This is a genomic window from Thalassotalea euphylliae (genome assembly GCF_003390395.1).
Taxonomy (GTDB): Bacteria; Pseudomonadota; Gammaproteobacteria; order Enterobacterales; family Alteromonadaceae; genus Thalassotalea_F; species Thalassotalea_F euphylliae_C.
The window spans coordinates 1,428,707-1,444,827 of record NZ_QUOV01000001.1 but is presented as its reverse complement, the minus strand read 5'-3'; the positions used below and the strand labels follow the sequence as shown (position 1 = coordinate 1,444,827).

The window sequence follows — 16,121 nt, the reverse complement described above, 5'->3', positions numbered from 1 at the left end:
TGCTCGAACTAACACCAATATCAAGCAGAAAGCTCGCGACAAGTAAGGAGAAGAACAATGCGTAAGCAAGCTTTATTTGAAGCGAAACAATTAGTTAAAAGTACCGGAGTTGGCGTGATCGCCACTCACTCAAATAATTTAAAAGGTTACCCGTTTGGCTCAGTCAGCCCCTATTTATGTGACAGTGATGGCAGCCTCTACTTTTATATTAGCGATATTGCCCAACATGCGAAAAACCTAACGCTTGATCCAAAAATGTCGATCACCATTTTTAACCAAGCTGAGCAAGGCGATCAAAACACTCAAGGGCGTGTCACCATTGTTGGTGATACCACTCCCGTGGATGCGGAGCGACAAACTGAGCTTATCGACAAATACGTGCGCCTTTACCCAGCTGCCGAAAGCTACAAGCAAGCACATGATTTCAAATTATGGCAATTAAGCGTAAAGCGCGTTCGCTATATTGGCGGCTTTGGGAAAATTTTCTGGCTAGAAAAAGACGAGTGGCAGGCACCAGAAAGCCCATGGGACAGCGCTAGTGAGCAACATATGATTGAGCACATGAACGAAGATCATCAAGATGCAATGGCCTTGATGTTAAAGCAACATTTTAACGTTGAAGACGAACAGCCAGTGATGGCGGGTGTGCTTGCTGACGGTTGTTTCTTACAAAGTAAAGAGCGTAACTTCTGGCTCGACTTTGAACAGCCTTGTGAAAACTCTACCGATGTTCGCAAAGCTTTGGTCAAATTAACACACGATGCACGAGCGGCTTTAGCTTAATACTAGCGTGTACTTCATCTAAGCTAGCCTAATAATTTAACTGCTCCCCGCTTAGCTAGCAGGTAAATAGCAGCTAACTCACCGCAAAATATTGAGTTAGCTGCCTTCCCCGCCAATTATCAAACTTTCTATCGTTGCCTTAGGGCGATTCTTTTTGTCAGCTTTTTTAATCTCATCCGACCAGAAATTGATGTTTAGTCGTGTTTTCGATAATAATATCAAGATGAAAAACGGATAAAGACGCTTATCAACACATTATGACAACTAATGCGCCCGCCATAGAAAACGCCGTTCATGTCTCAACGAAAGTCTTATCAAAGCACACTACTTTGTTTGAATTGGCTGGCTATATTCAGTCAATTTATCTAGTCAAACAAGGTGACGAACTCTTGTTACTTGACGGTTGTTGCCGCGCCGATATTAAAGTGATTCGCGAATTTATTGAGCACACGTTAATGCTGCCTTTGAGCGCATTAAAGCTAGTAGTCGTTACCCATATGCACCCCGATCATGCAGGTGCCGCTCATAAACTTCGCAAGCTAACCGGTTGCCAAATCGCCGCTGCTAACGTTGACGGTCATTGGTACAGTGGCCTTGATGGTAAGCTGATGCACTTAACCGACATTGCCTTAGCCAACTGGGTTGGGCAACGAAAAGGCAAAGGTAAGCGCAATTTATGGTACAACCCGAAACTCTCACCAGACATCAAACTTGATGACGGCCAGCCATTACCAGGCTTTGGTGACTGGCAGGCATTATTTACTCAAGGCCATACCGATCGTGACTTATCCCTGTATCACCAACCGACAGGCAAAGTTTATGTGGCTGATTTAATGGTGACGGTCAAAGGCCGCTTTATCCCGCCATTTCCTTTGTTTTACCCAAATCGCTATCAAGCTTCACTTCATCGTATTAAAGATCTGTCACCCAGCGGCATTATGTTGGCGCATGGCGGCGAAGTGCACCCTGACGATGATGATTATCAGCACTTATTTGAACGTGCCCCGAAAGTGCCACTCACTCATTGGCGTTCGGTAAAAATAAAGCTTAAAAAAGTGCTCTTTGCTCGCTAAGCTAATAACTTAGCAATTCGCTCGAAAAGACAATACTTTACAGGACGGCGCTTTATGGATCGCAGCACCTTTATCAGCCAATGTTTACAGCAAACCGATAACGCCCTGCCGCATGAGGGCATTGAAAAGCATCAAAAAATGGCAACCAGCCCGTTTGTTTTTTTTCGCGGCTCAGCACCTCTATTTTATGCAGATATTCAAGCGGGCAATTTAACGCTTCCGAAGGAGCTATCCTTACTACCGTTAACGAATATTATGGGCGATTGCCATGCCTCTAATTTTGGTTTTTTAACCGAAGAGGGGGCACACGGCGATACGGTAATTTTCAGCCCAAACGATTTTGATGATGCCTGTATTGGCCATGCTAGCTGGGATCTTGCGCGCTTTATTACCAGTTTGTTTTTAACGCAAAGTCATTGCCAAGGGATAAAAGCAGGAGAAATTTCCGCAGAAAAAGACTATTCAACCAAACCTGTTATTGCTATTGAAGATTGTCACAGAGCCGCCAATAGTTTTTTAACCAGCTATCTTGATACTTGTCAGCAGTGTATTGATTCTCCACAGCAGCGCAACCAAGCTCTTGCCGAATTTACCGAGCAACACTTATTACACAAACATTGGCTTAAAGCACAATCGCGTGCCGCCAATGGCGACACCTTTTACAGCAAAAGTGCATTAGCTAAGGCTGTTGACTTAACCGATGACGGCATTTGCTTTGCTAACTTGCCAGAAAAATTTGCCAAGCTTGACGAGGGCGATTATCAAGCGCTTCATCAACAATTTAGGCCATATGTTGACGATCATATTCACGATATTGTCGCTCGTTTAAACGCAGGTACTGGCTCAGTGAATATGGGCCGCTACTACTTATTAGTTGGCCCTAAAACATCACCACAAAGCCAATTGTCACTGTGTCATATTGTTGAAGTAAAGCAGCAACGTAAAGCCGCACCACTCGCTTATTCTGACGACTTGTCGCCGGTAAACCAGCTTAACGCCGCGCATCTCACGGTAAATTGCCAACGCCGGATGCAGCGCAATCCAGATTTGGTGCTCGATGAAGTTGAATGGCAAGGGCATCATTGGTTAGTGCGCTCTCGCCACCATGCGAAAGTGGGCATCAAACCTGAACACATTGGCTTAGGTAAAAAAGCGACGAGTAAACAAGGCTTTGTGCAATACGCACAGGCTTGCGGCCAAGCATTAGCCCTTGCCCATTGCCGTGGCGATCGCCGCTCAACCCTATTTGAACAAGCGGTTGTAAATACTCTGCCAGACGTGATTAGCAGTTTAATTAGTGCTTGTCAGCATTATGCCGAGCAAGTTCAAGCAGACACAAAAGCGCTTAAAGTTATGCTCGCTCAATAACATAATCCAAGCCACTCGTAATGGCTGCCACTTGCGCCAAAATACAATTTTCATCGTCGACTTTCGGGCTGTCTGGGTAAACTTCCGTTGTCGTCGCGAAATTGGCGTTGGCAAGCCCAGCACATAAACCTAACTTTTTGTAGGCATAGTTAATCACGCCGTGTTGCTCTAATGGCGCGCCGATAATCTCACCATTTTCGTCAGCAGGCGCGATATGAGTAACTTGGGCAACAGCGGCAATAATAGCTTGTTGAAATGCAGGCTGAGGATTTTCGCTATCCCCTACCAAGTAAAAACCATCAGGAATATTCCAGTTGGTTTGGGTAGTCCCTTCTCGCGCAGCAAGTGCTGGTCGAAACTCACTGTTATCTGTGTCAGTGGTTTCATGCAGGTCAATATGAATATCAAACTTAACCCCTAAACTTGCGACATAAGCCATGGCCAGCGCCGACTCTTGTGCGGGGCTTTCTTCATAAAACGAGCGATTTGGGTCAATCGCCTCAGGATTCCAGCGATTAATGGTTTCATAACCCCAAGGGCTTAAACACGGTAGTACCAGAATATTAAAGTGTCCAGCGTAATCAGCCATTTTGGTTTCGGCAAAACGTATCGCCCCTTGCACACCGCTGGTTTCATAACCGTGCACACCACCAGTGACTAAAACCGTTTTTTTCTCATTTGACCAGTTTGCACTTTTAATTGCCCACAACTTGTAGTCACCTGTGTGATAGGCCAAAGTGCCATAGCTTTCGACATGAATTTCGGCATTACTTTCGACAGTTAAGTCGCTCGCTAGTTTATTAATTTTAGCTTCAACTTCATCCTGATAAGAACGCTTAACTGACTGTTTGGCGAGCCATAAAGCTCGCTCCTCTTCGCCCCATTTCTGGCCAAGCTTACCAATTGGATACTGTGACATGATCTATAACCCTTTTTCTTTTATTACCGCGATATAAATTAACAGATAGTGTTTTAAGCAAGAAAAAGCGAGCACATGGCTCGCTTTCGAATATTTTACATTTATGCCTGCTTGGCTACTTGTCAGCACGGCTCATAAAGCGTTTTTCTTCAGTATTTACTTTAATGCGATCACCGTTAGAAATATGCTCTGGTACCTGCACAATTAGACCCGTTGATAACGTGGCTGGCTTGGTACGAGACGTTGCTGATGCGCCTTTAATTGAAGGGTCTATCTCAACAATATCTAACTCAACACTCGATGGTAAGTCCACGCCTACTGGGCTGCCATCAACCAAAATGACTTGCAAACCTTGGGTACTTTCGTCGATAAATAGCACTTCCTCGGCAATTGACTCTTTGTTCATGTTGTAAGGCGTGTAGTCTTCATTGTCCATAAACACATACTCGTCACCGTCAATGTAAGAGAACATTGCAGGACGACGCACTAAGTCAGCCATGTTCAACATGTCTACATCTTTAAAGGTTTCATCAACTTTTTGACCAGTAACCACATTGTACATACGCATTCTGTACAAGCTACCACCAGCGCGACCTTGAGGAACAGAGCGCTCAATATCTTTAACAAAATAAACGCCACCGTTATATTCAATCGCCGCGTTCTTCTTAATTTCACTCGCCTTTGGCATTGTGTAGATTCCCTTATTTAAAAAGCAGGTATTTATAACTGGCGCAACGTTAGCATAAAAATTTACTGATTACGATTAACGGCGAGCGCGATGGATAAACTCTAGGCGGTTACCGCTCGGCTCACGAATCATCATATGTTTTGTTGGCCCTTTGCCAAGGTTTTCTGGCGCAAATTCAATTTTTACACCTGGTGCTGATTTCAGCGTTTCGTGAAGTTGATTTAACTTGGCTAAGCTATCTACCTGAAATGCCAAATGGTGTAAGCCAACATTAGTTTTACGGTTGAATGGCGTTGCCTGCTCGCCATTAGTGGTTTGCCATAACGTAACAGTTATCGAGCCATTATTTAAAAAGTAGGCGGGATAGTCTGAATCTTTACCTAGCACTTTAAAACCTAGCGTTTCAGTGAAGAATGTTTTTGAGCGCTCTAGATTAGAAACCGCAAGCCCTACGTGATCAACACCACCAATTGGGCTCGTTTGCTGGGCAACCTGCGCTTTTGGCTCAGCAGCATAAGCGGTAGTGCTGCAAACAACGGAGATTGCAGCACTAATAAGTCCAGCAGTAATCGCACCAGTAAAGACACTGGCAGTACCTAGGCGGTTTAGGCGAAAAAGATTTGTTTTCATCGGTGATCCCTTAGTAATAATTTTCCGATAAGAACAGTTTAGTTAAAAAATATATTCAACTACTTGATGAGTATGCGATGACTGGCTGGCTTTTTCCGACCAATGGTTATTACGAGTGAATTTCTCAAGGTGCCATTTTGTTCCAGCTAAAGTTTTTTGACAGCTAAAATCCTGCACCTTGAAGTAGCAGAGTTGTACACGCTATTTAATAAAGTAACCAATTGCTCGCCATTCTCCACTTTGTTTGCTCAGTGTTAACGTTTCAATAGCCTTAGTTTTTTGTTCAAATTGCGTTTTAAAGGTCAGCACTAAATAATGCCCGTCGGGTATTCCAGGCAAAGACGTGTGTGTTTGAGCAGAGTGTTTCTTTCGCATGACAACCTTGCCTAACGGCTTTCTGACGTTGCGTAGCGCTTTTTGCCACTTACTACTGGTTAATTGCGATTTAAACAGGCTATCAGCTTCTTGCCAGCTCTTGCTATATTCACCATCGTCAATCATTTGTAGCCAATTCATGCCTGCATTGTCGTCTAGCATCTGTGCGTCATTGGCGAAAGTAACAGGCACGAGCATCCAACTAATCAATAGAATAAGTAACACTTTCATCATTTAAATCCCTTTAATAATTAATGTTTAGAGTACGTGTTTACGTAATCTAAAGAACATTTTAGCTCTCTAAAATCATTTTCAAGTTATTGAGACCAAACTGCAGGTCATCACCAATCACTTGTTTAAAATCGATAAATAAAAACATGAGATTCATCGGATAATTTAAATGCCCTTGAAAGCCCCAGCTAACTTGAGTTTCTGAGCTGCTCACCGCTTCGGTGGTCATATAAGCAGGAGAAGTCGCCTCAAAGGGCTTGATAAACCTAAGTTCATAGTCAATTTTTTCCCCTTCTTGGATAGCAATAATTTCTTGCTCACCAGTGCCGACATCTGGGTGCTCTGACTCCCAGCGAGAAACAAAGCCAACTTGTGCATCGTCGCCACGAAAGGTTTTTACCATGTTGGGATCAATTTGCGCCCACTTACTGTAAATATTTTGATTTTTTAAATACTTTACGTAATCAAACACTTCTGCTTTGGGCTTGTTAATGATGACTTGTCGCTCTACTTCGTAGCTATTGGGTAGGAATAAGGCAACGATTAATGGCAATGCGATAATAGCGCCAATAATTAAAATGAGCTTTTTTAACATGATTAGAACATCCCGTTTCAATATTAGAATTGTTTTGGCTTGATATATGCTGAATCTAGTTAGCTTTGCTTCTTAACAGTAAGCACTTGTTATTTAAAGAACACTTTCGCCTAGCCAACCTAGCAATCTAAAATTCAGCAAGATCTAACGTATAAAGCCAACATTGTTTTAGCAGTTTGGTTGAGCAGTATTCATTTTGCAAATTTAAGCAAGCTCAATGCACTTAGAAATAAACAGAAAGGCGGTTATTTATCAGTAAAAAAATAGGCTTCATCCTTGAAGCACAAAGGAAGTGCGAAAAAGATAAAACGCACTGGGGTATTGGGAGAAAAAATTCATTCAAAAACACTTCGCTAACAATCGCTCGCGTTTAATTTGCGTAAAACGTCTGTTCGCTTGGTACTGATACTATTGACCTAGCATTTGTGAAAATACTTTCACATTTTTTTATTCTTTTACCAATTACTGTAAATCCTTTAAAAACTTCCCGTTTAGTGGCTGAACTTTCCTATCTACAGCACTCTAAAAGCCACCTATTTAACAGCAGTAAAAAAGCGCGTTGCATCAAGCTAACGCGCTTTTTTACTATTAGTTTTTACTATTACTTTTTTTACTAGTAACGGTTAGATTAAACTCGATAGAGTTAAGTGTATTTAAGCTAGCAGTCGCTCAACATAGGGGCGAACGGCACTTACTGTTGTGCAATGATTGGGAATAGAAACACTGCGGTAGCCATCGCCTAAAAATGCGCGGTCAATTTCAATTAATACGCCCGTTTCACTGCCATTATCGACAAAGGTCACTTCCAGCTCTTTAGCGCCGAACAATGAACGACTTTGCGGCTTAAACTCGTACTCTTGGTAGCAAGGTAAGTGAGATGCAAAACCATGGCCACGCACTTGCCCCGCTTCAATATCAATTTTGAATAATGAGTAGCCGCTTTGTTCCACTAACTCTAATACTGCTAATTGAGTGGCTGAAGGGTGAATAAACAAGCTGTCTTTATCTGAGCCGTCCAGTCCATTTTTAATGTCTAAGCCGGTTTGCAGCCAAACTTTGGAAACATGTTGGCCAAACAGTTCGGTCGCCGGTGTTTCTGGGTGCAAAGTTAAAGTAAACTGACGGGTAATGACTTCACCCGGTGCAACTGTAATATTGAGCTCTTGATGCCAATGCTGCAGCACGATGCTTTTATTGTAAGTTACTTCTTCATCACCAACATCCGCTTCGGCTTTAGCCTGTGCCATCACCGCAAGTTCTAGCCCGTTTAGCTCTTGCGCCACTTCACCACCAGTAATGACTACTTCAACATCGAAGTCATCGCCAGCGCGCATTGTATCTGACAATAAAATTGCATCGACTTTTGCTTTACCAATACCAACACTGGCTAATAGTTTTTTTAACATGATTAATTCCTTAATTTGACTCGAGCGTGTTAATCGCTCACTTCACTTAAATCTGAAATTTGATAGTGCCTTGCAACATTTTGGCTTATCTTCCCCCAATGGGGCTGTTTTACTCGGACTTGATGTTGCTCGAACGCCGCTTGATCAACAAACTCTTCATACACATTAAACCGGTTCGCATATTGTTGCGCGGGCTCGATATTAAATACTATGCAGCCAGGTTCAGCTCTGGTCAGTTCGATATGTCGTTCAAGCGCTTCTTTAACTAGGCTCAATTCACTTAAAGGCACTTCAATATAGCCTTGTAAGATTACCTTGGACATGGGGGGTAGTACCTTTTTGATGTTGTTGTTATGACAGTTAACGCTTTGATTAGTATACGAATGGCTGTGTTAGCTGAAACCATTAAAAACAGCAATTAGAACGATGGCAATAGTAAAGGTGGCAACGCCTGCAAACAGGCAATGGTTTTTCATTTGCCGAGATACTGGGCTTCTTGGATATGTGCCTAAACTCACCAGTTTTAACACACTAAAGCCTACCCCGTATAAAATGCGATCAACAATAAGCTCAACCACAAAGTAGCGAACAAGACTCATAATAAATCGACCGATTGGTGCTAGTGCTTCTTCCATAATCTTTCCAGCCTGATATTTCTTTTGGCTAGTTATTTCTATACCTAGTTATTTCTTTACCTAGTTAACTGTATAAGGGGGCTTAGTTATTTTTCAATGGCTGAAATTGTAAAATAAATTAACCACAATAAAGACATCTTAATGTGTAGCTTTTTATTTGGTTGACTTGCCGTTAGAATGAGCGGCTTTGTTAATCATTCGCTGAGTTTCGTTTGTTGTCTTTAATTCACTCATCTTGTCGTCGCCCTATTGCTAAGCTTTCAGGTGTTAACCGAAAAAGCCCAATACAATGGCTAGGCGCGCTATCGCTAGGCTTGATGCTAAATGGCTATGCTCAAGCAAACGAGGCAAGTTCGAAGCAACGAGTAAAAACGCAGTCAATCACTAGCTTTAACAACACATTAGCAAGAAAAGTTAGGCATACGCTCAATAAATACAGTATTCCTGGCGGTGCTTATGCCATTGTCCGCGGCGACCGTATCGCAGCAATTGAAACCTTTGGTCATATCAACAAAGAAAAAAGCAAAAAAGTGAATTACAGTACGGTGTTTCGATTAGCGTCAGTGTCGAAACCTTTTGCGGCAACACTCACCACTATGTTGGCACATGAACAAAAGCTATCGCTGAACGACCCGATCACTAAATATGTTCCCCATTTTCAATTAAAAACCACGGGGAAAGCAGAAAAGATAAAGCTCAAACACATTCTCAGCCATACCAGCGGCTTAATGCCAAATACTTACGATAACCTACTCCATGAAAAGTGGAGCATGGACAAGGTGATAGGCCGTTTTAATCGCCTTGACCCCATATGTGAACCAGAAAAGTGCTATGGCTATCAGAATATTGCCTATGGTTTTTTGCAACCGGCCATCGAAGCTAGCCAAGAAAAGAGCTATGCCGAGCTGCTCGAAGAAAAAGTGTTTAAGCCGCTAAATATGGCCAACGCCAGCGTTGGTATTGGGGTGTATCGCAATAACAGCAATACCGCGAAGCCTCATATTTTACGCAAACGTATTAAAACCGGTAAAAAAGATAAGCAAGGCAATGCCATTAGGCGTTATGTGTGGCGTGAAGTTTATGTTTCACCTGATTACTACAAAGTTGAGCCTGCCGCTGGCGTAAATGCCAGTATCACCGATTTGGCTAACTGGTTAATTGCCAACCTAGGCCACAAACCAGAAGTGCTTTCACCGGCATTGTTGGCGGATTTGACCACGCCACGTATTCGCACTCGCAAAGACTTGAAGCGTCGACATTGGCGCTCGCATCTTAAAGATGCCCACTATGGTTATGGCTGGCGTGTTTATCAATTTGATGATTACCCGATTATTTATCATTCCGGCTGGGTTGAAGGTTTCCGCGCCGATATTGGCTACTCACCTGACTTAGGTGTCGGCTTTGCGATTTTAATAAACGCTGAATCTAACGCGATCAATAAAATTTCCAGCGACTTTTGGGCAAGTGCAGATAATATTGCTGTACCCCAGCAGGCCAAGAATTTCGCTCAAACTACAGAATCGAACAACCAAGCTAAAAGGTATGAAGGCAAAGCATTTGCCAATCACTTTTAGCTTTTAGCCTTTAGCCTTTAGCCAAAATGCTATCCAGCCAACGCGTTGGCAGTAGGCGCTTTAGGTAAGCAAACAAATAGGTTGGGAAAGTCACGCGATAGCGTATTTTCGGGCGCTTACTTTCTAGCGAATGAATCAGCGCTTTAGTCACGGCAATCGGTTCTAAGGCAAATTTTGCATTGGACTCTTCTGCCGCCAAACGCTCTAGCTGCTGTTCATAGCTAGCGCGGTGAATGCTGTTTTCAATATTAATATTGGCCTTAAAAGCTTTTAGCGCGTTGGCGCGAAATGCAGTATTAATCGGCCCCGGTTCAATCAATATCACTTTAATATCAGTATCAAGCAGTTCAAGGCGCAAGGTGTCGGTTAGCCCTTCCAATGCATATTTTGACGCGTTGTAAGCACCACGATAAGGCATCGAAACAAAGCCAAGCACTGAGCTACATTGAATAATACGACCATGTCCCTGCGCACGCATTATCGGTAAGACTTGTTTAGTCAGTTCATGCCAACCAAAAACATTGGCATCAAATTGCGCTTTTAATGCCTCAGTAGGCAAATCTTCTAATGCCCCCGGTTGACCAAATGCGCCATTGTTAAACACATAATCTAGCGTGCCGCCAGTAATCGCCAAAATCGCCGCCAAAGTGCTAGATATCGAGTCTGTATCGGTATAATCAAGGTGGAAAGCGTTGAGCCCTTTTGCTTTTAGCACCGCTATATCTTCAGGGTTACGCACGGCCGCAAATACTTGATAGCCACGAGCATCTAGCGTTAATGCCGCATGTAAGCCAATACCGGACGAACAGCCGGTGATCAGAATCGATTTAGTCATATTATTCCAAATTAAGCGTTTAAAAGTCGGCAGGTAAAAGCCAAAAACCTAAATAAGTATCGCGGGCAACCTTAGATCACTACTTGCGTCATCTCTGATATGGTAAATGAAGCAATCGCGCCATCCACCGCTTTTAAATAAGCTTGCAGCGCTTCAGCCTCCATATGTGCTTGCCAGCTTGCTCTATCTTGCCATGTTTCATAGAACATAAAGTGCGCGGCATTTTCATTGCCTTGATGCAAGTCGTATCGCAGGCAGCCGTCTTCCGCCAATGTTGGTTTGATCAATTTCTTTAACTCAGATTTCACCAGCTCGATATGATCTGGCTGGGCGTATATATGAGCAATCACCGTTAGTGGCTTAGAGCCTTGTGAAAGTGGCATAGCCTAGTTCCTTTGATACCAATTAAAATTGTTGGATAGAATAAAAAAGCGACAGGCTTATGTTAGCCTATCGCTTTATAACTTGCTGCTTTTTCTTACGATTTTTACTTAGTTAACAGCTAAACTAAAATTAACTAAAACGTGATTGTAAGTAACCAAATACCGCGCGAATACCAAAGGCTTCACCACCTTTTGGTCGGCCCGGCAAGGCACGTACGTTGTAGGCCATTACATCGAAATGACACCAGTCAGTCTCTTTCGGTAAAAACTCTTGAAGATAAAGCGCTGCGGTAATCGCGCCGCCAAATGGGCCATTGGCACAGTTGGTCAAATCGGCAATATCACTTTTTAGCATATCGCGATAAGCTTGGTGCAGCGGCATACGCCATACTGGGTCTTGCACGCCTTCACCTGCTTGGCTAATACCGTTTGCCGTTTCATCTTTTGTCGCAAAAAAGCCTGGTAACTCTGTACCTAAGGCGACACGCATCGCACCTGTTAAGGTGGCAAAGTCGATAATCAGCTCAGGCTTTTCATCTGCTGCATCGGCTAATGCGTCACATAACACTAAACGCCCTTCCGCATCGGTATTATCAATCTCTACATTTAAGCCAGTGCGGGTGGTGATCACATCGCCCGGTCGAAAAGCATTACCGGCAATAGCATTTTCAACTGCGGGGATCATCACCCGCAATTGCACATTCAAACCAAATGCCATAATCATCCGCGCTAAGCCGAGGACATGAGCTGCGCCCCCCATGTCTTTCTTCATTAAGCGCATACCTGAGGCTGGTTTTACGTCTAAACCACCGCTATCGAAACATACACCTTTACCCACTAAGGTCACTTTCGGGGCATCACTGTTGCCCCAACGTAAATCTAATAGGCGCGGCGCATGACAACTAGCTCGACCAACCGCATGAATGGTTGGGTAGTTCTCTGTCAATAACTCGTCACCAACAACTTCACTAAAGCTGGCACCGAATTCTTCTGCTAACGCCTGACACGTTTGTGCTAAATGCTGCGGCATCATATCGGCTGCTGGCGTATTGACTAAATCACGTACTAACGCTGTGGCTTCACTTAGCTTGATGGCTTCATCGACTAATGCCTGCTTACCAACGGCTAAAACAGGCAGTGTTTTCGCATTTTTATCATTGGTAACATAGCGGTCGAAGCGATAGCCACCGACACACCAACCAAAGGCAACCGCTGATTCATTAGCTTCTTCCGTTTCCAATAAATACTGACCAGCAGGTAGCTTATTGACCAAATCGCCACAAGCAAAGTATTCGCTGGCATCGTTTACTACCACAACGGCAGCCGCTAAGCTACCCGACTCATTTGGGATAGTGGCTACACCTTTGCCCTGATAGCCTGTAGTTGCAAGCCAAGTTTGCGTTGCTGCGGTTTGTTTAGCCAGCCATGTGTCATATGCATCAATAGTCAGCACGTATAGTGGAATGCCCGTGCTTTCAGCGTTAATAAGTTGTGACATAAGAATTCTCTAATTAGATGTTCTTTATAAAAATTAGTGCAACGTTAAACAAATTGCAGGCAGAGGTAAACGGTTGATGATGAATAAACGAGTAGTTGAATATTTTCTCTTCTACCGAGAAAGTAGATTCAATGATTTAAGTAATGAAAATTACTGCGTTTAAAAAAAAGGGAGCGACTTACTCGCTCCCTTTTTTGGCATTTAAAACGACTTTAGATTAAAACGATTTTCTAAAGGTTACACCAAAAGTACGCGGTTGGTTGGTACTAAATCCTAAACGAGCACGGCCACCACGCTCACGATCAAGCGCAAGGTTGGCATTTTCATCGGTTAGGTTGTTAATGTAGGCCACTAACTCCCAGTCTTCATAGATTAAGCCAGAGCTAACATTTAATACTTGGTAATCATCAAGCTCAAGGTCTAACTCAGTTACTTCAGTACCTGTTGCGCCGCCAAATGCTAGGCCAGACACAAAGTTACCGGCGCCAGCTACTTGATCGCTCGGCTGAGTAATTCTATCGCCAACATACTGTAATGACGCAGAAACATAAGTGTATTCAGAGCCAAATAGCGGCTTAGCTAAGTCGTAAGTACCGGCGATTGAGAATTGCACCTCAGGTACAGAAGCAAGGCGGTTGCCGTCCTGCACGCCGCCTAATACTTCACCCGCTGAGTTAAGTACTGTCGAATCAAACTCAGCTTCTAACACTGAGCCCGATAGCGTTAGGTATAACTGCTCAGTTGCTTGGCGCGTTACTTCAAATTCAACACCTGCAGTGTGTGCTTCAGGTACATTAAATGAGATACGCGATGAACATGAGCCGGCATCTAAGGTGACTTGTAGGTTATCAATGTCGGTGTAGAACACAGCAACATTGGCGCTCCACTTTTGCGTTTGTGCTTTCGCGCCAACTTCATAGTTGACTAGCTCTTCGTCGTCATAAGATTGGAAATCACCAAACACGGCTAAATCTTGCGGATCACACAAGCTGCGGTTAAGTGGGTCGTTAACACCACCTAAACGGAAACCTTGTGATATTTGCGCGTTCAAGTTTACCGTTTCGTTTAAGGTGTAGTTTGCAATTAATCTTGAAGTGAAACCGTCTGACTCGGTTGAGTCGACTTGATCATCGCCATTGGAGAACACACCACCTGTAGTAAAGCGTCGAGTTTCTTCATAATCGTGGAAACGCGTGCCTGCGGTTAGTACTAAGCGATCGCTTACGTCATAGTTTACTTCTGCAAAAACAGCCACTTGCTCTAAGTCATAAGGCAATACGGCATTGTAAGGTGAATCACTTGGGAAACCATTGGCTGTCGCCGCAGCAACACCTGCACCTAGTGCTTGGTCAGTAAAGGCATCGTAACCTGGCGTTGGTAAAAACTGGCCGTATTCACGTTGAGTGTCTGAATAAAATGCACCAACTAACCACTGAAAAGCGCTGTCAGTGTTTGAGCTAAACCTTAACTCAAAGGTATCTTGCTCGATATCCGTGCGATCTTGTAAGTTCGACGGTAAAACAAAAGCTTCTTCAGGAAAGCCTAAATCAATACTGATGCTACCGGTTAGCGCACTGGCATCGCGACTGACTAAAATTTCGCGATCGGTGTAGCTATAAACAAAGATCGCATCAAAGGTATCTAAATTCAGTTCGGCGGTTAAATCAACAATCGTGGTATCGTCTTCAAAGCTTTCATCTAGCAATAAAAACTGTTCACGCTCGTTAAAATCAATCGCGGGGCGCGTTGTGGTAAACGGGTTAGCGTAAAGATTAAACGCTTCCTGACGATTAAAGCCATCGGTTTCAATGCTTTGGAAGATCACACGAGGTGTGATCGTCAGGTTATCTAGTGGCTGCCATTTAAGTGCGATACGACCACCGGTGCGGTTACCACTGTTCACATCATCGTCTTTGCCATCAGGTGTGAAAGCATCAATAAAACCTGCATATTCAGTTGAATAAGCAACAGCGCGCAGCGCTAAGGTATCGTCGACAAGCGGCACATTGACCATACCTTTAAGGTGACCGCCGGCTTCACCGTCTGTTAGTTTATTAACATTACCTTCAAATGAGCCTTCAAAAGTATCTAATTCTGGTTGGTTGGTAATGTAACGCACGGTGCCGCCAATTGAGCCTGAGCCAAATAGTGTACCTTGCGGACCGCGCAGGGTTTCAACGCGGTTTAAGTCGTATAAATCGATATCAGGGGTAAATAGTGATAAAGAAATCACGCTTTCATCAAGGTAAACCCCGACCTGCTCTTTTACACCGGGTTGGTCACGAACAATCTGACCGGCAGAGACACCACGAAGCGCCACTTGGCTTTGCCCTGGCCCTAAGTTTTGAATAGTAAGACCCGCAACATTACGCGAAAGCTCTTCGAGATTAGTCGCACCAGCACGTTCAATATCCGCTTGGGTTTGCGCGTTAACAGAGAATGGAACTTCTTTAATACTGGCAGCACGTTTGGTGGCGGTTACAACGATTTTTTCAACTTCGTCGCTGTCGTTTTGCTGTGCATACACTGGAGAGGCCAACGTCCCTAAGACCGCGCTGATCAGCGCAGGCAACTTGGCTTTTTTATACATGTTTTACTTCTTCCTTCAAAGGTTACTAACTAACACCTTTCAGACGTGTTACTCGCTCTACTTCAAAGTGCGAGTTTCAGTTGGAATTAAAAACGATTTAGGCAAGGCATTGATTGCAAAGAATGGCCGCTCCCTTGTTAAAATCAATAACACTGCATAAATCGTTTTTAAACCAACCTTTCTCTGTCAAAAAGCAATGAAGGCGCGTCACAGGAACCTAATCTCTGCGTTGCAACAAATTGAAAGGGAGTAACCATTCCTGCTTGTTGCGCCTTGAGCTTAAGTCCCTGTGACGCGCTGAAATCACGCATCTTGAAGTAGAGCGAGTAACTACTCCCCCTGAAAAGTCAATACGCCATCGACTTGTTATTGTTTTTATTGTGTTGATTTTAATGATTAGAGCTAAGGTTCTAATGTTGAGCGCTCGATAGATATAAATGAAAAAAATTCACCTTGCAATTATTATTTACTTATTTTTATCTTTCTAAGTCATTGATATATATTTGTAAATTAAGATTCACAAAAATTAGATAACAGC

At 43.5% G+C, this 16,121-nt stretch carries 16 protein-coding genes; 4 read left to right on the top strand and 12 right to left on the bottom strand.

The genetic code is table 11. The annotated features are described in order from the left end of the window. Window positions 1–57 precede the first annotated feature (57 nt). The 3 genes from DXX92_RS06430 to DXX92_RS06420 all read left to right on the top strand — a co-directional run bounded on the left by DXX92_RS06430 (window position 58) and on the right by DXX92_RS06420 (window position 3,224). The gene (locus DXX92_RS06430) at window positions 58–783 is read left to right on the top strand and encodes a HugZ family protein (protein ID WP_115999706.1); all 726 of its coding nucleotides are present in this window, start codon (window positions 58–60) and stop codon (window positions 781–783) included. Between the two features lie 257 nt (window positions 784–1,040). Beyond that, a complete protein-coding gene (locus DXX92_RS06425; RefSeq protein ID WP_115999705.1) occupies window positions 1,041–1,856 on the top strand; it encodes an MBL fold metallo-hydrolase in 816 nt (271 codons plus the stop codon). 54 nt (window positions 1,857–1,910) lie between these two features. Continuing rightward, entirely contained in the window at window positions 1,911–3,224 is a 1,314-nt protein-coding gene (locus DXX92_RS06420; RefSeq protein ID WP_115999704.1) for a DUF2252 family protein, read from the top strand. On the opposite strand, the gene DXX92_RS06415 is transcribed toward DXX92_RS06420, so the two are convergent. The 8 genes from DXX92_RS06415 to DXX92_RS06380 form a co-directional block, all read right to left on the bottom strand. After that, a complete protein-coding gene (locus tag DXX92_RS06415) occupies window positions 3,208–4,143 on the bottom strand; it encodes a M14 family metallopeptidase (RefSeq protein ID WP_115999703.1) in 936 nt (311 codons plus the stop codon). The genes DXX92_RS06420 and DXX92_RS06415 overlap by 17 nt on opposite strands. A gap of 115 nt (window positions 4,144–4,258) precedes the next feature. After that, entirely contained in the window at window positions 4,259–4,831 is a 573-nt protein-coding gene (gene efpL / locus DXX92_RS06410; RefSeq protein WP_115999702.1) for an elongation factor P-like protein EfpL, read from the bottom strand. Between the two features lie 75 nt (window positions 4,832–4,906). Next, complete coding sequence (locus DXX92_RS06405) at window positions 4,907–5,461, bottom strand: VOC family protein (protein ID WP_115999701.1); 555 nt, start codon at window positions 5,459–5,461, stop codon at window positions 4,907–4,909. Between the two features lie 201 nt (window positions 5,462–5,662). Next, entirely contained in the window at window positions 5,663–6,070 is a 408-nt protein-coding gene (locus DXX92_RS06400; RefSeq protein WP_245961413.1) for a DUF4019 domain-containing protein, read from the bottom strand. 58 nt (window positions 6,071–6,128) lie between these two features. Then, window positions 6,129–6,662, bottom strand: a complete 534-nt coding sequence (locus DXX92_RS06395; RefSeq protein WP_115999700.1) for an SRPBCC family protein — start codon at window positions 6,660–6,662, stop codon at window positions 6,129–6,131. 653 nt (window positions 6,663–7,315) lie between these two features. After that, window positions 7,316–8,068 (bottom strand): sporulation protein, encoded by a 753-nt coding sequence (locus DXX92_RS06390; protein ID WP_115999699.1) that lies wholly within the window; start codon window positions 8,066–8,068, stop codon window positions 7,316–7,318. 29 nt (window positions 8,069–8,097) lie between these two features. Beyond that, window positions 8,098–8,391 carry a putative quinol monooxygenase gene (locus tag DXX92_RS06385; RefSeq protein WP_115999698.1) on the bottom strand — a complete coding sequence of 98 codons (294 nt, stop codon included), beginning with the start codon at window positions 8,389–8,391 and terminating at the stop codon, window positions 8,098–8,100. A gap of 69 nt (window positions 8,392–8,460) precedes the next feature. After that, entirely contained in the window at window positions 8,461–8,703 is a 243-nt protein-coding gene (locus DXX92_RS06380; protein ID WP_115999697.1) for a hypothetical protein, read from the bottom strand. 215 nt (window positions 8,704–8,918) lie between these two features. Between DXX92_RS06380 and DXX92_RS06375 the strand changes: the two genes are divergently transcribed. Continuing rightward, complete coding sequence (locus DXX92_RS06375) at window positions 8,919–10,277, top strand: serine hydrolase domain-containing protein (protein WP_245961412.1); 1,359 nt, start codon at window positions 8,919–8,921, stop codon at window positions 10,275–10,277. 10 nt (window positions 10,278–10,287) lie between these two features. Here the strand turns inward: DXX92_RS06375 and DXX92_RS06370 are convergent, their stop codons facing one another. The 4 genes from DXX92_RS06370 to DXX92_RS06355 form a co-directional block, all read right to left on the bottom strand. Continuing rightward, a complete protein-coding gene (locus tag DXX92_RS06370) occupies window positions 10,288–11,112 on the bottom strand; it encodes an SDR family oxidoreductase (protein ID WP_115999696.1) in 825 nt (274 codons plus the stop codon). Window positions 11,113–11,183: 71 nt separating this feature from the next. Beyond that, window positions 11,184–11,495: a putative quinol monooxygenase gene (locus tag DXX92_RS06365; RefSeq protein ID WP_115999695.1), complete on the bottom strand. Its 312-nt coding sequence runs from the start codon at window positions 11,493–11,495 to the stop codon at window positions 11,184–11,186. Window positions 11,496–11,625: 130 nt separating this feature from the next. After that, the gene (locus DXX92_RS06360) at window positions 11,626–12,993 is read right to left on the bottom strand and encodes a leucyl aminopeptidase family protein (protein ID WP_115999694.1); all 1,368 of its coding nucleotides are present in this window, start codon (window positions 12,991–12,993) and stop codon (window positions 11,626–11,628) included. Between the two features lie 217 nt (window positions 12,994–13,210). Next, a complete protein-coding gene (locus DXX92_RS06355) occupies window positions 13,211–15,583 on the bottom strand; it encodes a TonB-dependent receptor (RefSeq protein ID WP_115999693.1) in 2,373 nt (790 codons plus the stop codon). Window positions 15,584–16,121 lie beyond the last annotated feature (538 nt).

Bases quoted from the DNA above. Each gene is read 5' to 3' on its own strand.
- DXX92_RS06355 (WP_115999693.1), bottom strand. From the start codon at position 15,583: ATGTATAAAAAAGCCAAGTTGCCTGCGCTGATCAGCGCGGTCTTAGGG.
- DXX92_RS06400 (WP_245961413.1), bottom strand. From the start codon at position 6,070: ATGATGAAAGTGTTACTTATTCTATTGATTAGTTGGATGCTCGTGCCT.
- DXX92_RS06365 (WP_115999695.1), bottom strand. From the start codon at position 11,495: ATGCCACTTTCACAAGGCTCTAAGCCACTAACGGTGATTGCTCATATA.
- DXX92_RS06385 (WP_115999698.1), bottom strand. From the start codon at position 8,391: ATGTCCAAGGTAATCTTACAAGGCTATATTGAAGTGCCTTTAAGTGAA.
- DXX92_RS06360 (WP_115999694.1), bottom strand. From the start codon at position 12,993: ATGTCACAACTTATTAACGCTGAAAGCACGGGCATTCCACTATACGTG.
- DXX92_RS06380 (WP_115999697.1), bottom strand. From the start codon at position 8,703: ATGGAAGAAGCACTAGCACCAATCGGTCGATTTATTATGAGTCTTGTT.
- DXX92_RS06390 (WP_115999699.1), bottom strand. From the start codon at position 8,068: ATGTTAAAAAAACTATTAGCCAGTGTTGGTATTGGTAAAGCAAAAGTC.
- DXX92_RS06405 (WP_115999701.1), bottom strand. From the start codon at position 5,461: ATGAAAACAAATCTTTTTCGCCTAAACCGCCTAGGTACTGCCAGTGTC.
- DXX92_RS06420 (WP_115999704.1), top strand. From the start codon at position 1,911: ATGGATCGCAGCACCTTTATCAGCCAATGTTTACAGCAAACCGATAAC.
- DXX92_RS06395 (WP_115999700.1), bottom strand. From the start codon at position 6,662: ATGTTAAAAAAGCTCATTTTAATTATTGGCGCTATTATCGCATTGCCA.
- DXX92_RS06415 (WP_115999703.1), bottom strand. From the start codon at position 4,143: ATGTCACAGTATCCAATTGGTAAGCTTGGCCAGAAATGGGGCGAAGAG.
- DXX92_RS06430 (WP_115999706.1), top strand. From the start codon at position 58: ATGCGTAAGCAAGCTTTATTTGAAGCGAAACAATTAGTTAAAAGTACC.
- efpL (WP_115999702.1), bottom strand. From the start codon at position 4,831: ATGCCAAAGGCGAGTGAAATTAAGAAGAACGCGGCGATTGAATATAAC.
- DXX92_RS06425 (WP_115999705.1), top strand. From the start codon at position 1,041: ATGACAACTAATGCGCCCGCCATAGAAAACGCCGTTCATGTCTCAACG.
- DXX92_RS06370 (WP_115999696.1), bottom strand. From the start codon at position 11,112: ATGACTAAATCGATTCTGATCACCGGCTGTTCGTCCGGTATTGGCTTA.